The following is a 17,329-nucleotide window of genomic DNA, read 5'->3' as shown; positions in this document are numbered from 1 at the left end:
GCATCGCCTTCCGGCGCGCCCCCGGCGGGGCTAATAGAGGAAAATGGCGGCATCGGCGCGGGATCGCATTCTTCTCAATCTGGGGCTGGACGCGCTGGTGGCGGCGCTCGCCCTGCCGGCGGCGGTCTGGCTCGCCGTGCCGGGAAACTGGCCGCCGGGGCTGTGGTGGCTGGGCGCGGTGCCGGGGGCGGTGGGGGCGCTGCTGCTGGCCGGGCTGCCGCTGCGGCTGCCACAGCAGTACTGGCGCTTTGCCTCGCTGCCCGAATTGCTGGCGAGTTCGGCCGCGGCGGCCGGAGGCGCGGTGCTGTTCTGGATGGGCGTCTATCTCATCGATACCTGGCACCCTCAGAATATCGGCTTTCCGGTGATCCATGCGCTGGTGCTGGCGGCGCTGCTGGCCGCGCCGCGGATTGCCGCGCGGCTGCAGCATGCGGGGCGCGCCGGACCGCTGAGCGAGACACCGGCGCAGCCGGCCCTGCTGGTGGGCGCGGGGGATGGGGCGGATCTGTTCATCCGCGCGCTCGCCCAGGAACGCAGCCCGGCCTATCGGGTGGTGGGCATTCTGTCGCAGCGGGCAAGGCAGCTCGGCCGGCGCATCCACGGCCTGCCGATCCTCGGCACGGTGGAGGATGCGGCCACGGTTCTGGACGGGCTGCGGGAGGAAGGGCGGCTGCCGGCCCAGATCATCCTGGCGACGCCCGATCTGCAGGGCGGGGCGCTGCAACGGCTGCTGGATGCGGCGGATCGCCATGGCGTGCCGGTGAAGCGCGCCCCGCGCGTGACGGCGCTCGGCCCCGCCAGCCGCCGCCCCGGCGAGCGGGCGGAGCCGGAACAGCGCGTGCGGCTGCGCCCGGTGGAGATCGAGGACCTGCTGGACCGCCCGCAGGTGCCGCTGGACCGCGAAGGCATGGCCCGGCTGGTGCAGGGCCGCCGCGTGCTGGTGACCGGCGCGGGCGGGACCATCGGGGGCGAGCTGGCGCGGCAGGTGGCGGCGCTGGGTCCGGCCAGCCTGACGCTGCTCGATCACGGCGAATACGTGCTTTACGAAATCGACCTGGAGCTGCGGGAGCGGCACCCGGCCGTGCCGCGTCGCGCTGTGCTGGCCGATGTGCGCGATGCCGAGCGGATCGGGCGGCTGTTTGCCGAGATCAGGCCGGAGCTGGTCTTCCATGCGGCGGCGCTGAAGCATGTGCCGATGGTCGAGAACGACCCGATGGAGGGCCTGCTGACCAATGCCGCCGGCACCCGCGTGGTGGCCGATGCGGCCCGCGCCTCCGGCTGTTCGCTGATGGTGTTCATCTCGACCGACAAGGCGGTGAATCCCACCAGCGTCATGGGGGCCTCCAAGCGACTCGCGGAAATGTACTGCCAGGCGCTGGACCGCACGGCGCGGGCCAGCGGCACGGGCATGCGGCTGGTGACGGTGCGCTTCGGCAATGTGCTGGGCTCCACCGGCTCCGTCGTGCCGCTGTTCCGCCGGCAGTTGGAGCGCGGCGGGCCGCTGACCGTGACCCACCCCGACATGCGCCGCTACTTCATGACGGTGCGGGAGGCGGTGGGACTGGTGCTTCAGGCCAGCGTGGTGGGCGCGACGGACCGCGCCGACCAGCCGAAGGAGCTGCGCGAGGGCGGGATTTTCGTCCTCGACATGGGCGAGCCCGTGAAGATCGTGGATCTGGCGCGGCGCATGATCCGCCTGGCCGGGCTGCGGCCGGAGGAGGATGTGGAAATCCGTTTTACGGGTTTGCGCCCGGGCGAAAAACTGTTCGAGGAGTTGTTCCACGGGCAGGAGCCGCCGCAGCCGACGAATTTCGCCGGGCTGCTGGTGGCGGTGCCGCGGACGACCGATGTGGCCGAGATGGGGCGGGCGATCGACGAGATTGCCGCCCTGGCCGGCGCCGGGGATGGCAAGGCGGCGCTGGCACGGCTGGGGGCGCTGGTGCCGGAATTCGCGCATGAGGATGGGACGGGGGGCGGTTAACCCCCCCACCCGCTACCTGCGCGGCAGGAAGCCCACGATCTCCTCCGCCCGGGCGCAGATCGGCGCCGCCACCGCCTCCGCCCGGTCGGCGCCAAGGCGCAACTGGGCGTCCAGCGTCGCCGGGTCGTCCAGCAGACGGGCCATTTCCTTCCGGATCGGGTCCAGATGCGCCACCAGGGCGGCGACCAGCACCTCCTTGAACGCGCCGAATCCCTTGCCCTCATGCTCCCGCAGCACGTTCTCCGGCAGGGTGCCCGTGATCGCGGCCAGGATGCCGACCAGGTTGCGCGCTTCCGGCCGGTTCTCCAGGCCGGAGGCATGACCGGGCAACGGCTCGGCATCGGTGCGGGCCTTGCGGATCTTCTGGGCGATGGAGTCGTGGTCGTCGGTCAGGTTGATGCGCGACTGGTCGGAGGGATCCGACTTGCTCATCTTCTTCGTGCCATCCCGCAGCGACATCACCCGGGCGGCGACGCCCTGGATCAGCGGCTCGATCCTGGGGAAGAACTCCACGCCATAGTCGTGGTTGAACTTCTGGGCGATGTCATTGGCCAGTTCCAGGTGCTGGCGCTGGTCGTCGCCCACCGGCACCAAAGTGGCGTGGTAGGTCAGGATGTCGGCGGCCATCAGGTTCGGATAGACATAGAGGCCGGCCGAGGCCGCTTCCTTGTCCTTGCCGGCCTTGTCCTTGAACTGGGTCATCCGGTTCAGCCAGCCGAGCCGCGCCACGCAGTTCATGATCCAGGCCAGCCGGGTATGGGCATGGACATGGGATTGCAGGAACAGGGTGCAGCGCTTCGGGTCCAGGCCGCAGGCGATCAGCGCCGCCGCCATTTCCCGGGTCTGCCGCGCCAGCTCCTTCGGGTCCTGCCAGACCGTGATGGCATGCAGGTCGACCACGCAGAAGATCGCCTCATGCGTGTCCTGCATCGGCACCCAGTTGCGGATGGCGCCGAGATAATTGCCGAGGGTCGGCACGCCGGAGGGCTGGATGCCGGAAAAGACGCGGGGCTGGGCGCGGGTCATCGGTCAGGTCACTCTGCACAGGGGCGCCCCCGTTGTGCCGGCCGGGCGGCCCACGTCAAGTCAGGGCCATCAAGCCGGGACATGTCAGGTCAGGCCGAGGCTGGCCCGCCGGGATGGGTCGTGGTAGCCGGGCGTCAGCCGATCTTCGCTTGAGCGGGAACCCCCGAATGTCCGACCTGAACGCCCCTTCCTCCCCCATCCCGAACGGCGATGCCGGCCAGGCGCCGCTGCCGCCGCTGCAGCTCAATATCCAGTACACCAAGGACCTGTCCTTCGAGGTTCCCGGCGCGCCGGAGATCTACGTGACGCTGCGCGAGCAGCCGCGGGTCGACCTGGCGCTGGATGTGCAGGCCCGCCCGGTGCAGGAAGGCCAGAATGTCTTCGAGGTGTCGCTGCAGATCCGCGCCGATGCCAAGGTGGGCGACACCCCCTGCTTCATCGCCGAGCTGGTCTATTGCGGCGTCTTCACCATCAATGTGGAGCAGCAGCACCTGGAGCCGGTTCTGCTGGTGGAATGCCCCCGCCTGCTGTTCCCCTTCGCCCGCAACATCCTGGCCGACATCACCCGTGACGGCGGCTTCCCGCCGGTGATGCTGGCGCCGATCGACTTCGTGGCGCTGTGGCAGAGCCGGCGTGGGCCGGGTGCCCAGGCGGTGCAGCAGCAGCCGGTCGGCCTGGCCTGAAGGCCGCCGGCACCGTGCCCGCCCGCCCCCCCTCCGGTGGCGGGCTGGCCCGTCGCCTTCTGACCCCCAGCCGCTGGCGCCATGCGCTGACCCGGCGGCTGGAAGGCCCCGGCTTCTGGCGGGCGCTGGCCACCGCCTTCGGCCTCGGCGCCATCGCCGCCCTGGCCCTGCCGCCGGTGCATCTGCTGCCGGTGCTGCTGATCTCCCTGCCCGGCCTGTTCATCATGGTGACCCAGGCGCCGACCGCGCGCCGCGCCGCCTGGATCGGTCTCGCCTGGGGCTGGGGCTTCCACATCGCCGGGCTGCATTGGCTGACCAATGCCATATTGACGGAGGTGGAGCGCTTCTGGTGGCTGGTGCCGCTCGCGGTGCCGGGCCTCGCTTTGCCGCTGGCCGCCTTCAACCTGCTGCCGGCGCTGCTGACGCGGCTGGCGCGGCCGGGCTGGCCGCAGGGCCTGGCCTTCGCGGGCGCCTGGCTGGCGGCGGAGCTGCTGCGCGGCGTGCTGTTCACCGGTTTTCCCTGGAACCTGCTCGGCACCGTCTGGGCCTTTGGCAGCTTTCCCCTCCAGGCCGCCGCCTGGATCGGGGTGCATGGGCTGTCGCTGGCCACCGTCCTGCTGGCCCTGGCGCCGCTCGCCGGGCGGCGCGGCTGGTTGGGCGGCGGCCTGGCGCTGCTCGGCTTCGCCGCCATCGGCCTGATCCGCCTCTGGCCCATCGAGCCCGAGCCGGAGCCGGTCACCATGGTGCTGGTGCAGGGCAATGTGGCGCAGGAGGCGAAGTGGCGGGAGGAAAGCCGCCTGCCGATCTTCCAGCGCTATATCGACCTGACCGCCGGCGGCGTCCGCACCGCGGCCCAGGAAGCGCCGGACAACCGCATCGTCGTGGTCTGGCCGGAAACCGCCAGCCCCTTCCTGCTGGCCAGCGACACCCGCGCGGCGGAGATGGCGACGGCACCCCTGCCCCCCGGCGCGCTGCTGCTGGCCGGCAGCGTGCGCGCCGAATTCGGCGCCGATGGCCGCGCCATCCGGGTCTGGAACAGCCTCGTGGCGCTGGACGCCCAGGGCACGGTGCTGGATGCCTATGACAAGGCGCATCTGGTGCCCTTCGGCGAATACACGCCGCTGCGCGGGCTGCTGCCGATTCGGCTGGTGGTCTCGGCACTGGATTTCTCGGCCGGCCCCGGCCTTCGCAACATCCGTCTGCCCGGGCTTCCCGCCTTCGGCGGGCTGATCTGCTACGAGGTGATCTTCCCCGGCCGGGTGACGCCCGCCGACCGCCCGGGCTTCCTGCTCAACATCACCAACGACGCCTGGTTCGGCGTCTCCGCCGGCCCGCACCAGCACCTGGCCGCCGCACGGCTGCGCGCGGTGGAGGAGGGACTGCCGCTGGTGCGGGCGGCGCAGACCGGCATTTCCACCGTCTTCGACGCGCGCGGCCGGACCGTGGCGCGGATGGGCCTGGCCGAAACCGGGGTTGTGGTGGCCCCCCTGCCCAAGGCGGCGGCGGCGACGCCCTTCGCCCATCTGGGATTGTGGATTCCCGTCGTTCTTCTCGCCTTTGTATCCATCGCCGCGACCATCGGTTCGTTTCCGCGAGGCGGCGCGCGCGGCGACCGACTGTCTCCAGGAACAGGCGCCACCGGGGGCGCGTGAGCTTTATTGAGATTTCTCAAAAGAGTTGACAAATCCTGACCGCACGAATACCCCTTGGCGTCGCCGCTGCACGCGTGTGGGGATACCTGGACGTGTGTCGGCTCCGCCCTGGCCAGGATGGCCCCCTGAATGGGTGGGACCTGGACGCCCCTGGATTGGAGTGCGAGTGTTGGCCATCCCAAGCGAAGACGTCGTCGAGCGCACGGAGCGTGAACACCGCCCCAGCCCGATTGATGTGCATGTCGGTAGCCGCGTGCGCCTCCGCCGAACGCTACTTGGCATGAGCCAGGAAAAGCTTGGCGAGGCGCTGGGCCTCACCTTCCAGCAGGTGCAGAAATACGAGCGGGGCGTGAATCGCATTGGCGCCAGCCGCCTTTTCGACATTTCCCGCGTCCTCGACGTGCCGATCGGCTTCTTCTTCGACGACATGCCACCCGAGGTCGGCGGCAGCCACGGCAACCGCCGCTTCGGCGGGTTCCAGGAACAGCCCGACGGCTTCGAGGACGATACGCTGCATCGGCGGGAGACGCTGGAACTGGTCCGCGCCTATTACCGGATCACCGATGCCTCGGTCCGCAAGCGCGTCTTCGACCTGATCAAGAGCCTGACCCCCTCGGAGTGAGGCCCCCTCGGAGCGAGGATGGGTCAGTGCAACTGAGGGTTGTCGAAGTCAGGGCTGCGATAGCGCAGCAGCGCCGCTGCCAGTGCCTCGCCCAGGTCACGTTTCTCGGCGTCTGAGAGGAAGCCGCCCAGCTCCACCCGGCGGTGGCGCTGCACCAGGGCCAGCCGCGCCGTGCCGCCCGGCTGCTCCTCCAGCATCACCCGGGTCCAGTAGGGCTGAAGCACCGCCTCCCGCATCCCGCCGCGGCCATTGGCCGTGACCACGCGCAGATGCTGCCCGGTGAGTTGCACCGTCTCCCAGGACCGCGCGGCCCAACGGCGATGCAGCGCCACCAGCCCCAGCACCAGCGCCACCTCAACCCCCAGGAAGCCCAGCACCGGCCAGGCGCCGAGCACCAGGAACAGCCCGCCGGGCACCGCGGCACCCGCGGCGCTGAACAGGCACAGCAGCCGCATGCCCCGCGCCGACAGGCTCTGCGACGGGGTGCTGACGGCTTCGAACAGGATCGGTTCGGCGGTGGCTGACATGCCTCCCTACTATGGGGTAGGGCTGCGCTTCCGCCATGCCCGAAAATTCAGAACCCGCCACCCGCCCCCCCGCCCGCAAGCCGCGCGCCCCGCGCAAGGCCCGGCCGATGAACCGCGCGCAGGCGGAAGCCTTCCTGCGCGCCCTGGCCGCCGCCAATCCGGCGCCGGAGACCGAGCTGCATTTCCGCGATGCCTTTACCCTGCTGGTGGCGGTGGCGCTGTCCGCCCAGACCACCGATGTCGCGGTGAACAAGGCCACCGCCACCCTGTTCGAGGCCGCCGCCACGCCCGCCGCCATGGTCGCGCTGGGGGTGCAGGGGGTGGCGCCGCATATCCGGCGGATCGGGCTGTGGCAGGGCAAGGCCCGCAATGTCGTGGCGATGTCGCAGCTTCTGCTGGACCGCCATGGCGGGGAGGTGCCGAACGACCGCGCGGCGCTGGAAGCCCTGCCCGGAGTCGGCCGCAAGACCGCCAATGTGGTGCTGAACGTCGCCTTCGGGCAGGAGACGATGGCGGTGGACACCCATATCTTCCGCCTCGGCAACCGCACCGGCCTGGCACCGGGGAAAACGCCGCGGCAGGTGGAGGATGGGCTGATGAAGCGCTGCCCGCCCGACATGCTGCGGGATGCGCATCACTGGCTGATCCTGCACGGCCGCTACATCTGCAAGGCGCGCGCCCCGGAATGCTGGCGCTGCCCGGCGGTCGCGCAGTGCCTCTTCCCGCAGAAAGTCCTGGCGCCGCCGGCGAGGTAGCTGCCTACCGTTCGATGTCCTCGATCGACAGGCCGAAGGCGGCGACGCCTTCCGCCAGCAGATCGCCGAAATTGTCCATGCCGAGCAGCAGCTCCGCCGCATCCTCGGCGCCCTCGCGCTCGGCAGCCTGTTCCAGCGCCTCGTCCCATTCCTCGGGCGTGAAGTCGCCGCGGCCGACCATGGCGAGGGCGATCAGCGACGCCTGCTCATCCTCGTTCAGCGCCAGTATCGCGGCGCGGAGGCTGTCCTCGTCCAGCTCATCCTCCGCCTCCGCCTCGCTTGGCTCGGCATCCGGCTCGGCGTCGAGGTCCACAACCTCGGTGCCCTGCACCGCCCGGGCATGGTCCACCAGGGTCGCCACCACTTCCAGGCTGATGCCCAGGTCGAGATCGTCTTCCGAAGGCTCCGCCATGAGGCTGTCCCTTTTCGTCGTGTCGTTGCTGTGTTGATGAGAGGTCGAGGCCCGGTCCGGTTCCCGGATCGGGCCGAAAATACTTAGCCGTTGGCCCAGTCGGGGGCCATGGCCGGGTTCACGAAACGTCGATCCTTCGGCAAGGCGGCGATGGCAGCCATGTCGGCCGCATCCAGCTTCAGCTCCAGCGCCGCCAGGTTCTCCGCCTGCCGCGCCGGGCTTGCCGCCTTCGGCACCATGGCGATACCGGGCTGCGCCAGCAGCCAGGCCAGCGCCACCTGCGCCGCCGTCGCGCCATGCTTCCGGGCGATGGCCTGAAGCGCCGGCTCGTTCGGGGCATTGCCCTTGCCGAGGGGGGAATAGGCGGTCAGCGCCATGTCGTTGGCGCGGCATATCTCCAGCAGCTTCGACTGATCGAGCAGCGCATGGCATTCGACCTGAAGGCAGGCCAGGCCGACGCCCTGGTCCACCGCCCGCTGCAGCAGCTTCGGCGGGAAGTTGGACACGCCGATGGCCTTGGCGCGCCCCTCCGCCCGGATCGCCGCCAGCCCGGCCAGCGCATCCGGCAGGTCCAGCTCCGGGCTCGGCCAATGGATCAGCAACAGGTCGACATAGGGCGTGGCCAGCCGCTTCAGGCTGGCGTCAAAGGCGGTGCGGATGGCGGCGCCGTTGGTCTTGTCGTTCCAGATCTTCGTGGTCAGGAAGATCTCCCCGCGCGGCAGGCCGGAAGCCGCGAGGCCGAGGCCCACCGCATCCTCATTGCCATACATCTCCGCCGTGTCGATGTGGCGGTAGCCGAGCGCCAGGGCCGATTCGACCGCCTTGGTGCAGTCCTCGCCCTTCATCGGCCAAGTGCCGAGGCCCAGGCGCGGCATGCGGATGTTCGGCGTCTCGATGGCGGGGATCTGCATGGGGCGCTTCCTCAGCGTTGCGAAAGGTCGACGAAGCCGGCGAAGCCCGCCTCCGTGCCGAAAGCCAATCTTGTGCCGGCGGCGTCCCAGGCCAGGGTGGTGATGGCGGAATCGCGCGGCGGGGCCACCGGCACCACCTTGCCGCTGGCCACTTCCGCCATCAGCACCATGCCGTCGCTGAAGCCGGCCGCCACCACCTCATGCTGCGGATGACAGGCGACGGCGCTGCACAGCACCTCATCCCCGCCGGCCAGCTCGGTCGGCGCCTTGCCCATCGGGCCGCCGCCGAAGAAGGGCCAGAGCACAACGGATTCCGCCCCGCTCGTCGCCAGCCAGCGGCCCCGGCTGCTGAAGGAGATGGAATGCGTCTTGGCCGGATAGCCGGACATGCGCATGTGCTGGCCGTCCGCCAGCCGCCAGCCATGCAGCGCGGTTTCCTGCATCGCGGTCACCACATGGGTGCCGTCCGGGCTGAAGGCGATGGCGTGGTGGCTGCCCTTCCATTCCAGCAGCTTGGGCTTGTCCTCCTTCGCCGCCACGAACCACAGCGAGGCACCGCCATAATGGCTCACCGCCAGCCGCTTGCCCTTGGCGTCGAAGGCCAGCCCGCCGACGGAGGACGGATGCGGCAGCGATTTCATCACCTTGCCGGACTCGTCCAGCACATGGGCGAACTTGCCCACCGAGGCCGCGCGCACGCCCGAGGCATGCGCCGCCACATGGTCCACCCATTTGCTGCCGAATTTCTGGATCTGCGTCACCGTGCCGTCCGGCGCCGTATGCACCAGGCGGCCATCGTCGCCGCCGGTCAGGAAGCCACCCTTGGCATCGGCGCAGGCCGAGAGGATGGCGCCATCATGCGCCTCGGCCGTGATGTCGCCGATCCGCAGCGTGCCATCCGCCAGGGCGAAGCCCAGCCGCCCCGCCCGGTCGAAGATCGCGGCCACCACCCAGCCGCCGAACTCCTGCGTCGCACCGCGTTGGGCCAGCAGGAAATCAGCTTCCGTCACGCCAGCCATCAGGCCGGCACCTGGCAGGCCTCGAAGCCACGACGAAGCTGCGGGCGGTTCAGGTCGCGGCCGATGAAGACGATCTTGGAGCGGCGCGGATCGCCGTCCTTCCAATTCCCGATATAGTCGCCATCGGCGATCATATGCACCGCCTGGAAGGCGAAGCGCCGGTCGTCATTGGCGTAGGCCAGAATGCCCTTGGTGCGCAGCAGGTCCTGGCCCTTCTTCTGCAGCAGATCGCTGATCCAGGCGTTGAACTTTTCCGGGTCCAGCGGGCGCGTCGCCTCAAAGGACAAGCTCATGACGGCGTCGTCATGGGTGTGGTCGTCCTCGCCCGACAAAAATTCCGGGTCCCGCTCCAGGATGCGTTCCAGGTTGAAGGCGTCTCGGCCGATCACGGCCTCGATCGGCACGTCGGACTTCGTGGCGCGGCGGATTTCGGCATAGGGGTTGATGCCGCGGATGCGGCGCTCCACCGCATCCGCCTCCTCGGCGGTGACCAGGTCGATCTTGTTCAGCACGATGATGTCGGCGAAGGCGATCTGCTCCTGCGCCTCCTTGCTGTCATCGAGGCGCGCGAACAGGTGCTTGGCGTCCACCACGGTGACGATGGCGTCCAGCTTCGTGGCGCGCTTCACATCCTCATCCGCGAAGAAGGTCTGCGCCACCGGGGCGGGGTCGGCCAGGCCCGTGGTTTCGACGATGATGCCGTCGAACTTGCCCTTGCGCTTCATCAGCCCGCCGATGATGCGGATCAGGTCGCCGCGCACGGTGCAGCAGATGCAGCCGTTGTTCATCTCGAACACTTCCTCGTCGGCATCGACGACGAGGTCGTTGTCCACGCCCAGCTCACCGAATTCATTGATGACCACGGCGAATTTCTTGCCGTGGTTCTCCGACAGGATGCGGTTGAGCAGCGTGGTCTTGCCGGCGCCGAGATAGCCGGTGAGCACGGTGACGGGAACGGGGGCATCGGCCATGGGGGCAGTCTCCGGATCGGTTTGCGCGCATATATGGGATTCGGGCGGCCGGCTACCCGTGCGGCGGTTGCAACCCAGATGACCTGTCCCGCGACGCCGCATCCAGCGCCGCCACCAGCTCCGCCAGCGCCACCGGCTTCACCAGATAACCATCCATGCCCGCCGCCCGGGCCGCCGCGCGGGTGGCGGGGTCGTCATGCGCGGTCACCGCCAGCACCGGCAGGCGCCCGGCGGGGCCGGGCAGGGCGCGCAGCAGCCGGGTGGCCGCCAGCCCGTCGACTCCCGGCATCTCCAGATCCATCAGCACCGCGGCGAAGGGCCTTGCGCGCAGCAGGGCCAGCGCCGCCTCGGCATCGCCGGCCTGTTCATGGGCCAGGCCCGCACGATCCAGCAGCGTGGTCAGCAGCCGCCGGTTCACCGCCACGTCATCCACCACCAGCACCGGCAGGCCGGGCTTCGGCGGGGCGGAGCGGGGGGCGGCGGGGGTCGTTGGCGGTGGCGGCGGCGGCGGCATCTCCGATTCCGTCGCCTGCCGCAGGGGCAGGGTCACGGTGAAGCCGCTGCCATGGCCCGGCGCGCTCTGCACCTCGATCCCGCCGCCCATCCGCGCCGCCAGGTCGCGGCAGATGGACAGGCCAAGCCCGGTGCCGCCATCACTGTCCTGGAACCGCTGGAACAGGGCATCCAGCCGGTCGGGCGCGATGCCCCGCCCGGTGTCGGACACCCGCAATTCCAGCGCCCCGGCCGCCGTCTCCCGCGCCTCGATCCGCACCTCCCCGCCCTCCGTGAAGCGGATGGCGTTGACCACCATGTTGATCAGGATCTGGCGGATGCGCGGCGGGTCGCCGCGCCAGGTGGGATGGGTGCCAGCGGCGACCGCCACCGAAAGCCGGTCGCCCTGCTGCGTCGCCCGCGCCCGCAGCAAGGCCGCGACCTCCGCCATCAGCGCATCCACCCGGAAGGGCTGGTCGGCCAAAGGCTGCGGCGCGGCGCCCGGCACCTCGATCAGGTCGCGCAGCACCACCATCAGGTCGGCCGCCGCCTGCCGCGCGGCCGCGGCATCCAACCGCCCGGCCTGGTTCAGGCCGGGCTGTTCCAGCACCAGGTCGAGCAGCCCGACAATGCCGCCGAGCGGCGTTCGCACCTCATGCGCCGCGATGGCGAGCATGTCGCGCCGCAGGACTTCCACGCGCCGCCGCGCTTCCGCCTCCGCACGGCGATCAGCATCGTCCGGCGCCGCCACGCGCCTGCGCAGCAGCACCACCAGCACCGCGGCCAGGGCCTGGACCAGCACCAGCGCGACCAGCGCCGGCACCGGCCGCGCCACGACGCCTGCAACCACCAGCACCGCCACCCCGATCCCGGCAACGGCCGGGATCAGCAACAGCAGGAGCTGCGCGCGGCCGGGTTGCAAGCGGCTCTCAGGCCGGCACGGCGTGGATCGCCTCGGCCAGCGTGCCGAACAGGCGGTCCACATGCGGCCGCTCGACGATCAGCGGCGGCGACAGCGCCACGATGTCGCCGGTCACCCGCGTCAGCACGCCCTTGTCGAAGCAGGTGCGGAAGATCTCCATGGCGCGGGCGCCGGGCTTGCCGACGCGCGGCTCCAGCTCGATCCCGGCGACCAGGCCGAAATTGCGCACGTCGATCACGCCCGGCGCATCCCGCATGGCATGCGCCGCATCGCCGAAATACCCCTCCATCGCGCGCGACCGGCCGGGCAGATCCTCCGCCCTGTGCAGGTCCAGCGTGGCGATCGCCGCGGCCGAGGCCAGCGGATGGCCGGAATAGGTATAGCCGTGGAACAGCTCGATCCCCGCCGGCACACCATCGACAATGGTCTCATAGACCAGGTTGCTGGTGGCGACCGCGCCCATCGGCACGGCGGCGTTGGTCAGCCCCTTGGCCATGGTCATGATGTCCGGCGTCACGCCCAGTCGCTCCGCGCCGAAATTCGCGCCGATGCGGCCGAAGCCGGTGATGACCTCGTCGAAGATCAGCAGGATCCCATGCCTGGTGCAGAGCTGGCGCAGCTTCTCCAGATAGCCCTTGGGCGGCACCAGCACGCCGGTGCTGCCGGCCAGCGGCTCCACGATCACCGCCGCGATGGTGTCGCCATGCAGCTGCACCAAGTTCTCCAGCACCTCCGCCAGGTCGGCGCCATGCTCCGGCTGGTCGCGGGAAAAGGCGTTCTTCGCCGGCAGATGCGTGTGCGGCAGATGGTCCACATAGGGAAGCTGCGCGCCGAACTGCTTGCGGTTGCCGCCGATGCCACCCACCGACATGCCGCCGAAGCCGACCCCGTGATAGCCACGCTCCCGCCCCACCAGCCGCACGCGCTGCGATTCGCCGCGCGCCTTGTGATAGGCGAGTGCGATCTTCAGCGCGGTATCCGCCGCCTCAGACCCCGAATTGACGAAGAAGACGCGGTCCATCCCCTCCGGCGTCATCTCCGCCACCCGGGCCGCGGCCTCGAAGGCAATGGGATGGCCGAGCTGGAAGGTCGGCGCGAAATCCATCACCGCCGCCTGCTTCTGGATCGCCTCGACGATCTCCCGCCGCCCATGGCCGGCATTGCAGCACCACAGGCCGGCCGTGCCATCCAGCACCTCCTGCCCATCCTGCGTGAAATAGGACATGCCCTCGGCACGCGCCAAAAGACGCGGGGTGGATTTGAAATACTTGTTGTCGCTATAGGGCATCCAGAACGCGTCGAGGTTGTTGCGACGCGGAATCTGTATCTCATTCATCGGAAGACATCCTTCTGCCCACCCAGCAAAGCAAGCGCCGCGCGTGGCGGCAAGCGGTGACGCGGGTGGGTCTGCGAGGGGCGCTGCCCCTCGCGCTCCCCGCAAAGGGCCAGTGGGCCCTTTGAACCCCAGACTGAGGGGAGGTTGAGGGAGGGGCACCAAGCACCCGCTGGATCGGCGGGTCCGCCGGCCCCTCCCTCAACCTCCCCTGAATCCCCGGTTTCCAAAGGCCCACTGGCCTTTGGCAGGGGGTGCAGGGGGACAGCGTCCCCCTGCAAACCGCCCGCGCCACCCTTATACGCCACAGGCAGTCGATGAAACTTCTGGTTCTGGATGGGGCTTTGGCCCGTTGTTCCGCCGCCGCCTTCGTCGATGGTGTCCTGGTGGCGGAGGAGGTGGCGGAGGGTGCGCGGCGGCAGCCGGTGGACCTGCCGCCCATGGCCCAGCGTGTCGCCCGCGCCCTGGCAGGGCTGGATGCGGTGGCGGTGGTGGTGGGGCCGGGTGGATTCACCGGGCTGCGCGCCGCGATCGCGCTGGCGGAGGGGCTGGCGCTCGGCGCCGGGGCGCGGCTGGTTGGCGTGACGACCGGGGAGGCCTTGGCCGCGGCGCTGCCGGAGGAGTTGCGCGCCGGCCGGGCGGTGTGGTCGGTGGTTGATACGCGGCGTGGCCGGCTGGTGCTGGAACGGCTGGCGCCGGGCGCCTGGCAGGCGGAGGCACCGCCGGAGCCCATGGCGGTGGAGGACCTGCCCCTGCCGGAGGGGCCGGTGGCGATGGTTGGCGATGCGGCGGAGGCGGCGGCGGAGGCCCTTCTGGCGCGCGGCGCCGATGCGCTGTTGACGGAGGCGCGCCTGCCCTTGGCCGCCGCCGCCGGGCGCGTGGCGCTGGAGCGGCTGGCCGGGCACATCCCCATGCGCGATGCGACGCCGCTTTATGTCGAGCCGCCGGCGGTGCGGCGGCCCGCATGAATGCCGGCGAGGCCGCCGCCCTGCATGCGGCGGCGTTTCCGCCCGGCGAGGCCTGGGGCGCGGCGGCGATCGCCCTGATGCTGGAACTGCCGGGCGGCTTCGGCGTGCTGCGCCCCGGCCAGGGCTTCGTGCTGGCCCGGGTCGCGGCGGATGAGGCGGAAATCCTGACCCTGGCGGTGGTGCCGGCGGCCCGGCGGGCCGGCCTGGGGTCGGCCCTGCTGGCGGAGGCGATGGCCGGCGCGGTGCTGCGTGGCGCGCAGGCGATGTTCCTGGAAGTCTCCGAACGCAATGTCGCGGCACGGGCGCTTTATGCGGCGGCAGGCTTCGCCGAGGTCGGGCGGCGCCGACGTTACTATCCCGACGGGTCCGACGCGCTGGTGCTGCGGCGCGACCTCGCGGGCTGATTCAACCCTTCTTGCGAATCCAGAGAAGCGCCGCGCCATCGGCCTGTTCGGCGGTGGCGAGGAGCTGGTGGCCCTGTTCGGTGGCTGTGCGCGGCACATTGCGGCGTGGCTCATCCCCCTTCAATCGCAGCCGCAGCACCTGGCCCGGCAGCATACGATCCAGGGCGAGTCGGGTACGAACGAAGGTCATCGGACAAGTCTCGGCGGTGATATCGAGGTCGGCGTCATGGGTCTGTTCTTCGCCTGTGACAAAAATCATCACCAGAACCTCATTTTGTTTGACAATCGTCGTTGCAAGGCGCCGATTCGCGGCAATATAAGAATAGCAAGCGTCAAGGCGTAGGGTTCCTGGTCACGGTGGTTCCATCAACCGGGCCCCAACGAGGATCGTGTCATCAACGACAAGAATGTTTTCGGCCTCGCCGGCCGAATGTACAAGCGAGACCAAGAAAAATGGCTGAGACCACGGCAAATTCCGACCTGCTGGGCCTGACGGCGGAGATCGTCTCAGCCCATGTCTCGAACAATTCGGTGGCGGTCGCCGACCTGCCCAATCTGATCCAGGAAGTCTACCGCACCCTGTCCAGCATGGGCCAGCCGGTGGTGGAGGTGGCGGAACGGCCGCAGCCCGCCGTTCCCATCAAGAAGTCGGTGACACCGGAATACTTGATCTGCCTGGAAGACGGCAAGAAGCTGAAGATGCTGAAGCGGCATCTGAAGACGTCCTTCGACATGACGCCGGACCAGTATCGGGAACGCTGGGGCCTGTCCTCGGACTACCCCATGGTGGCGCCGAACTACACCAAGCATCGCTCGACCCTCGCCAAGCGGATCGGCCTCGGCACCAAGCCGCGCGGCCGCCCGCCCGGGCGTGGCCGGGCCGCAGGCGCCGGCACCGCGCGCGAGGTCTGAAACCGCCGACGCGGTGGCACCACAGGCTGCCGTCCAGCGGGTGGCAGAGCCGCGCTGTCGGCGCTATGGATAGCGTGCCGGCCCATTCGGGCCGGATCGCCGGAAGGTGCCGCGCCCGAACATGCAGAGTTCCGACGCCCCGACACGCGCCGACCTGGACCGCCCCGATCCCTCGCGGATCGAGCGGCTTTGCGTCGAACGCGGCCTGAAGATGACCGGCCAGCGCCGGTTGATCGCGCGCGTCCTCAGCGAGGCCGAGGACCATCCGGATGTGGAGGAACTCTACCGCCGCGCCGTGACGCTGGATGCCCGCATCTCCGTCGCCACCGTCTACCGCACGGTCCGGCTGCTGGAGGAGAAGGGCATCGTCGAGCGCCGCGATTTCGGCGGCGGCCGCGCCCGCTACGACCCCACCGATCGTGGCCATCACCATCATCTGATCGACGTCGATACCGGACGCGTGCTGGAATTCGAGGATCCCGAGCACGAAAAGCTGGCCCAGGCCATCGCCCGCCGGCTCGGCTTCACCCTGGTCGGGCAGCGACTGGAATTGTTCGGCCGCAAGGCCCCGGCCAACCCGCCGCCGCGCCCCCCACGCGCCGCCAAGCCCCGGAGCTGACGACGCCGCCTCGCGGCGCGGAATCGGGGCCAGGCATCCCCACGACATGGAACCGTCACGGCGCAGATCGCAACAATGGGCCGGGTGGCATCGCCCATCGGCACCAGACATGCGAAACGGGGGATCGCAGCAAGGCATCAGACCGAAGAGGGATTTGCATGAGCGTGGACGGTCCCCTGCCGGAAGATGCGGCCCCGTCGCCCGAGCCCGCCCGCATCGCGCCGGTGACGGAGGGCTTCGAGGAATTGCGGGCCGGCAATCTCGGCCTTCGCCTCGCCGAGACCCCCGCCGAGATCGACGCCGCCCAGGCGCTTCGCTACCGCGTCTTCTACGAGGAAATGGGCGCCCAGGCCGACCCGGCCATGCGCGCGGCGCGGCGCGACGTGGACGAATTCGACGCCGTGGCGGACCACCTGCTGGTGCTCGACCATGATCTCGGCCAGGGGCCGGAAGCGGTGGTCGGCACCTACCGGCTGATCCGCCGGCCGGCCGCCGAGCGGCTGGGCGGCTTCTATTCCGCCGCCGAATACGACATCGCGCCGCTGCTCGCCTTCGACGGCCAGGTGCTGGAACTCGGCCGGTCCTGCGTGGCCGAGTCCTATCGCACCCGCGGCACGCTGCAATTGCTGTGGCGCGGCATCGCCGCCTTCGTCTTCCGCCACCGCATCGACCTGATGTTCGGCTGCGCCTCCCTCCCCGGCACGGATCTGGAAGCGCTGGCCCCCCAGCTCAGCTACCTCTACGCCAACCACCTGGCCCCTCCCGCGCTGCGGCCCCGCGCCGTGGCGGAGCGGTACGTGGCGATGGACCGGCTGCCGGCGGGGGCGCTCGACATGCGCGCGGCGCTGGGCGCGCTGCCGCCGCTGGTGAAGGGCTACCTCCGGCTCGGCGGCTTCGTCGGCGATGGCGCGGTGATCGACCGGCAGTTCAACACCACCGATGTCTGCATCGTGGTGAAGACCGACCTCATCACCGACAAGTACTTCCGGCATTATGAGCGGACCGCCGGCCCAAGCTGAACATCGGGGCTGAGCAAGGCTGCCGCGCGCCATCGGTCGCTTGACCGCGGCGCCCGCGCGTCGCAATCACCCGGCGCGCGCCGTTCTCCAGCCGGGCCGGC

19 protein-coding genes are annotated in these 17,329 nt (G+C 70.1%); 10 read left to right on the top strand and 9 right to left on the bottom strand.

Features of this window, described 5'->3' with window-relative positions:
• The first annotated feature begins 43 nt into the window (after positions 1–43).
• Positions 44–1,981 (top strand): polysaccharide biosynthesis protein, encoded by a 1,938-nt coding sequence (locus JJQ90_RS13580; RefSeq protein WP_216876200.1) that lies wholly within the window; start codon positions 44–46, stop codon positions 1,979–1,981.
• Positions 1,982–1,993: 12 nt separating this feature from the next.
• Here JJQ90_RS13580 and trpS read toward each other — a convergent pair whose 3' ends face one another.
• On the bottom strand, positions 1,994–3,007 hold the full coding sequence (gene trpS / locus JJQ90_RS13575; RefSeq protein ID WP_216876198.1) for a tryptophan--tRNA ligase: 1,014 nt from the start codon (positions 3,005–3,007) through the stop codon (positions 1,994–1,996).
• 167 nt (positions 3,008–3,174) lie between these two features.
• Between trpS and secB the strand changes: the two genes are divergently transcribed.
• From secB to JJQ90_RS13560, 3 genes are all read left to right on the top strand, one after another.
• On the top strand, positions 3,175–3,690 hold the full coding sequence (secB, locus tag JJQ90_RS13570; RefSeq protein WP_216876196.1) for a protein-export chaperone SecB: 516 nt from the start codon (positions 3,175–3,177) through the stop codon (positions 3,688–3,690).
• Between the two features lie 14 nt (positions 3,691–3,704).
• Positions 3,705–5,342 (top strand): apolipoprotein N-acyltransferase, encoded by a 1,638-nt coding sequence (lnt, locus tag JJQ90_RS13565; protein WP_329959440.1) that lies wholly within the window; start codon positions 3,705–3,707, stop codon positions 5,340–5,342.
• 175 nt (positions 5,343–5,517) lie between these two features.
• Complete coding sequence (locus JJQ90_RS13560; protein WP_216876347.1) at positions 5,518–5,964, top strand: helix-turn-helix domain-containing protein; 447 nt, start codon at positions 5,518–5,520, stop codon at positions 5,962–5,964.
• 23 nt (positions 5,965–5,987) lie between these two features.
• Here the strand turns inward: JJQ90_RS13560 and JJQ90_RS13555 are convergent, their stop codons facing one another.
• On the bottom strand, positions 5,988–6,491 hold the full coding sequence (locus tag JJQ90_RS13555; protein ID WP_216876194.1) for a DUF2244 domain-containing protein: 504 nt from the start codon (positions 6,489–6,491) through the stop codon (positions 5,988–5,990).
• 107 nt (positions 6,492–6,598) lie between these two features.
• Between JJQ90_RS13555 and nth the strand changes: the two genes are divergently transcribed.
• Positions 6,599–7,246: an endonuclease III gene (gene nth, locus JJQ90_RS13550; RefSeq protein WP_216876345.1), complete on the top strand. Its 648-nt coding sequence runs from the start codon at positions 6,599–6,601 to the stop codon at positions 7,244–7,246.
• Positions 7,247–7,250: 4 nt separating this feature from the next.
• Here nth and JJQ90_RS13545 read toward each other — a convergent pair whose 3' ends face one another.
• The 6 genes from JJQ90_RS13545 to JJQ90_RS13520 form a co-directional block, all read right to left on the bottom strand.
• Positions 7,251–7,658, bottom strand: coding sequence for a DUF3775 domain-containing protein (locus tag JJQ90_RS13545; protein ID WP_216876192.1), 408 nt, complete (start codon positions 7,656–7,658; stop codon positions 7,251–7,253).
• Positions 7,659–7,741: 83 nt separating this feature from the next.
• Positions 7,742–8,569 carry an aldo/keto reductase gene (locus JJQ90_RS13540; protein WP_216876190.1) on the bottom strand — a complete coding sequence of 276 codons (828 nt, stop codon included), beginning with the start codon at positions 8,567–8,569 and terminating at the stop codon, positions 7,742–7,744.
• A gap of 11 nt (positions 8,570–8,580) precedes the next feature.
• Positions 8,581–9,588, bottom strand: a complete 1,008-nt coding sequence (locus tag JJQ90_RS13535) for a WD40 repeat domain-containing protein (protein WP_216876188.1) — start codon at positions 9,586–9,588, stop codon at positions 8,581–8,583.
• Complete coding sequence (locus tag JJQ90_RS13530; protein WP_216876186.1) at positions 9,588–10,559, bottom strand: CobW family GTP-binding protein; 972 nt, start codon at positions 10,557–10,559, stop codon at positions 9,588–9,590. Before JJQ90_RS13530 ends, JJQ90_RS13535 begins: the two co-directional genes overlap by 1 nt.
• Before the next feature lie 52 nt (positions 10,560–10,611).
• Positions 10,612–11,973 (bottom strand): ATP-binding response regulator, encoded by a 1,362-nt coding sequence (locus JJQ90_RS13525; protein WP_216876184.1) that lies wholly within the window; start codon positions 11,971–11,973, stop codon positions 10,612–10,614.
• 7 nt (positions 11,974–11,980) lie between these two features.
• Complete coding sequence (locus JJQ90_RS13520) at positions 11,981–13,309, bottom strand: aspartate aminotransferase family protein (RefSeq protein WP_216876181.1); 1,329 nt, start codon at positions 13,307–13,309, stop codon at positions 11,981–11,983.
• Between the two features lie 314 nt (positions 13,310–13,623).
• Here JJQ90_RS13520 and tsaB point away from each other — a divergent pair, with 314 nt between their 5' ends.
• Together tsaB and JJQ90_RS13510 are read left to right on the top strand one after the other, a co-directional pair.
• Positions 13,624–14,274 (top strand): tRNA (adenosine(37)-N6)-threonylcarbamoyltransferase complex dimerization subunit type 1 TsaB, encoded by a 651-nt coding sequence (tsaB, locus tag JJQ90_RS13515; RefSeq protein ID WP_216876179.1) that lies wholly within the window; start codon positions 13,624–13,626, stop codon positions 14,272–14,274.
• Entirely contained in the window at positions 14,271–14,678 is a 408-nt protein-coding gene (locus tag JJQ90_RS13510; protein WP_216876177.1) for a GNAT family N-acetyltransferase, read from the top strand. Before tsaB ends, JJQ90_RS13510 begins: the two co-directional genes overlap by 4 nt.
• Position 14,679: 1 nt before the next feature.
• On the opposite strand, the gene JJQ90_RS13505 is transcribed toward JJQ90_RS13510, so the two are convergent.
• Positions 14,680–14,937 carry a sulfurtransferase TusA family protein gene (locus JJQ90_RS13505; RefSeq protein WP_216876343.1) on the bottom strand — a complete coding sequence of 86 codons (258 nt, stop codon included), beginning with the start codon at positions 14,935–14,937 and terminating at the stop codon, positions 14,680–14,682.
• A 194-nt stretch (positions 14,938–15,131) separates the two neighbouring features.
• Between JJQ90_RS13505 and JJQ90_RS13500 the strand changes: the two genes are divergently transcribed.
• The 3 genes from JJQ90_RS13500 (at position 15,132) to JJQ90_RS13490 (ending at position 17,228) form a co-directional block, all read left to right on the top strand.
• Positions 15,132–15,590, top strand: a complete 459-nt coding sequence (locus tag JJQ90_RS13500) for a MucR family transcriptional regulator (protein ID WP_216876175.1) — start codon at positions 15,132–15,134, stop codon at positions 15,588–15,590.
• 121 nt (positions 15,591–15,711) lie between these two features.
• On the top strand, positions 15,712–16,209 hold the full coding sequence (locus JJQ90_RS13495; RefSeq protein WP_216876342.1) for a Fur family transcriptional regulator: 498 nt from the start codon (positions 15,712–15,714) through the stop codon (positions 16,207–16,209).
• A gap of 158 nt (positions 16,210–16,367) precedes the next feature.
• Positions 16,368–17,228: a GNAT family N-acetyltransferase gene (locus JJQ90_RS13490; protein WP_216876173.1), complete on the top strand. Its 861-nt coding sequence runs from the start codon at positions 16,368–16,370 to the stop codon at positions 17,226–17,228.
• Positions 17,229–17,329 lie beyond the last annotated feature (101 nt).

Source organism: Falsiroseomonas oleicola, from assembly GCF_019029495.1.
GTDB classification, from domain to species: Bacteria; Pseudomonadota; Alphaproteobacteria; order Acetobacterales; family Acetobacteraceae; genus Falsiroseomonas; species Falsiroseomonas oleicola.
Note: the sequence above shows the minus strand (reverse complement) of the source record. Positions and strands in the feature narration are given on the sequence as shown.

Coding starts and splice junctions, on each gene's coding strand:
- JJQ90_RS13580 (WP_216876200.1), top strand. CDS start 44: ATGGCGGCATCGGCGCGGGATCGCATTCTTCTCAATCTGGGGCTGGAC.
- trpS (WP_216876198.1), bottom strand. CDS start 3,007: ATGACCCGCGCCCAGCCCCGCGTCTTTTCCGGCATCCAGCCCTCCGGC.
- secB (WP_216876196.1), top strand. CDS start 3,175: ATGTCCGACCTGAACGCCCCTTCCTCCCCCATCCCGAACGGCGATGCC.
- JJQ90_RS13555 (WP_216876194.1), bottom strand. CDS start 6,491: ATGTCAGCCACCGCCGAACCGATCCTGTTCGAAGCCGTCAGCACCCCG.
- nth (WP_216876345.1), top strand. CDS start 6,599: ATGAACCGCGCGCAGGCGGAAGCCTTCCTGCGCGCCCTGGCCGCCGCC.
- JJQ90_RS13545 (WP_216876192.1), bottom strand. CDS start 7,658: ATGGCGGAGCCTTCGGAAGACGATCTCGACCTGGGCATCAGCCTGGAA.
- JJQ90_RS13540 (WP_216876190.1), bottom strand. CDS start 8,569: ATGCAGATCCCCGCCATCGAGACGCCGAACATCCGCATGCCGCGCCTG.
- JJQ90_RS13535 (WP_216876188.1), bottom strand. CDS start 9,588: ATGGCTGGCGTGACGGAAGCTGATTTCCTGCTGGCCCAACGCGGTGCG.
- JJQ90_RS13530 (WP_216876186.1), bottom strand. CDS start 10,559: ATGGCCGATGCCCCCGTTCCCGTCACCGTGCTCACCGGCTATCTCGGC.
- JJQ90_RS13520 (WP_216876181.1), bottom strand. CDS start 13,309: ATGAATGAGATACAGATTCCGCGTCGCAACAACCTCGACGCGTTCTGG.
- tsaB (WP_216876179.1), top strand. CDS start 13,624: ATGAAACTTCTGGTTCTGGATGGGGCTTTGGCCCGTTGTTCCGCCGCC.
- JJQ90_RS13510 (WP_216876177.1), top strand. CDS start 14,271: ATGAATGCCGGCGAGGCCGCCGCCCTGCATGCGGCGGCGTTTCCGCCC.
- JJQ90_RS13505 (WP_216876343.1), bottom strand. CDS start 14,937: ATGATTTTTGTCACAGGCGAAGAACAGACCCATGACGCCGACCTCGAT.
- JJQ90_RS13500 (WP_216876175.1), top strand. CDS start 15,132: ATGGCTGAGACCACGGCAAATTCCGACCTGCTGGGCCTGACGGCGGAG.
- JJQ90_RS13495 (WP_216876342.1), top strand. CDS start 15,712: ATGCAGAGTTCCGACGCCCCGACACGCGCCGACCTGGACCGCCCCGAT.
- JJQ90_RS13490 (WP_216876173.1), top strand. CDS start 16,368: ATGAGCGTGGACGGTCCCCTGCCGGAAGATGCGGCCCCGTCGCCCGAG.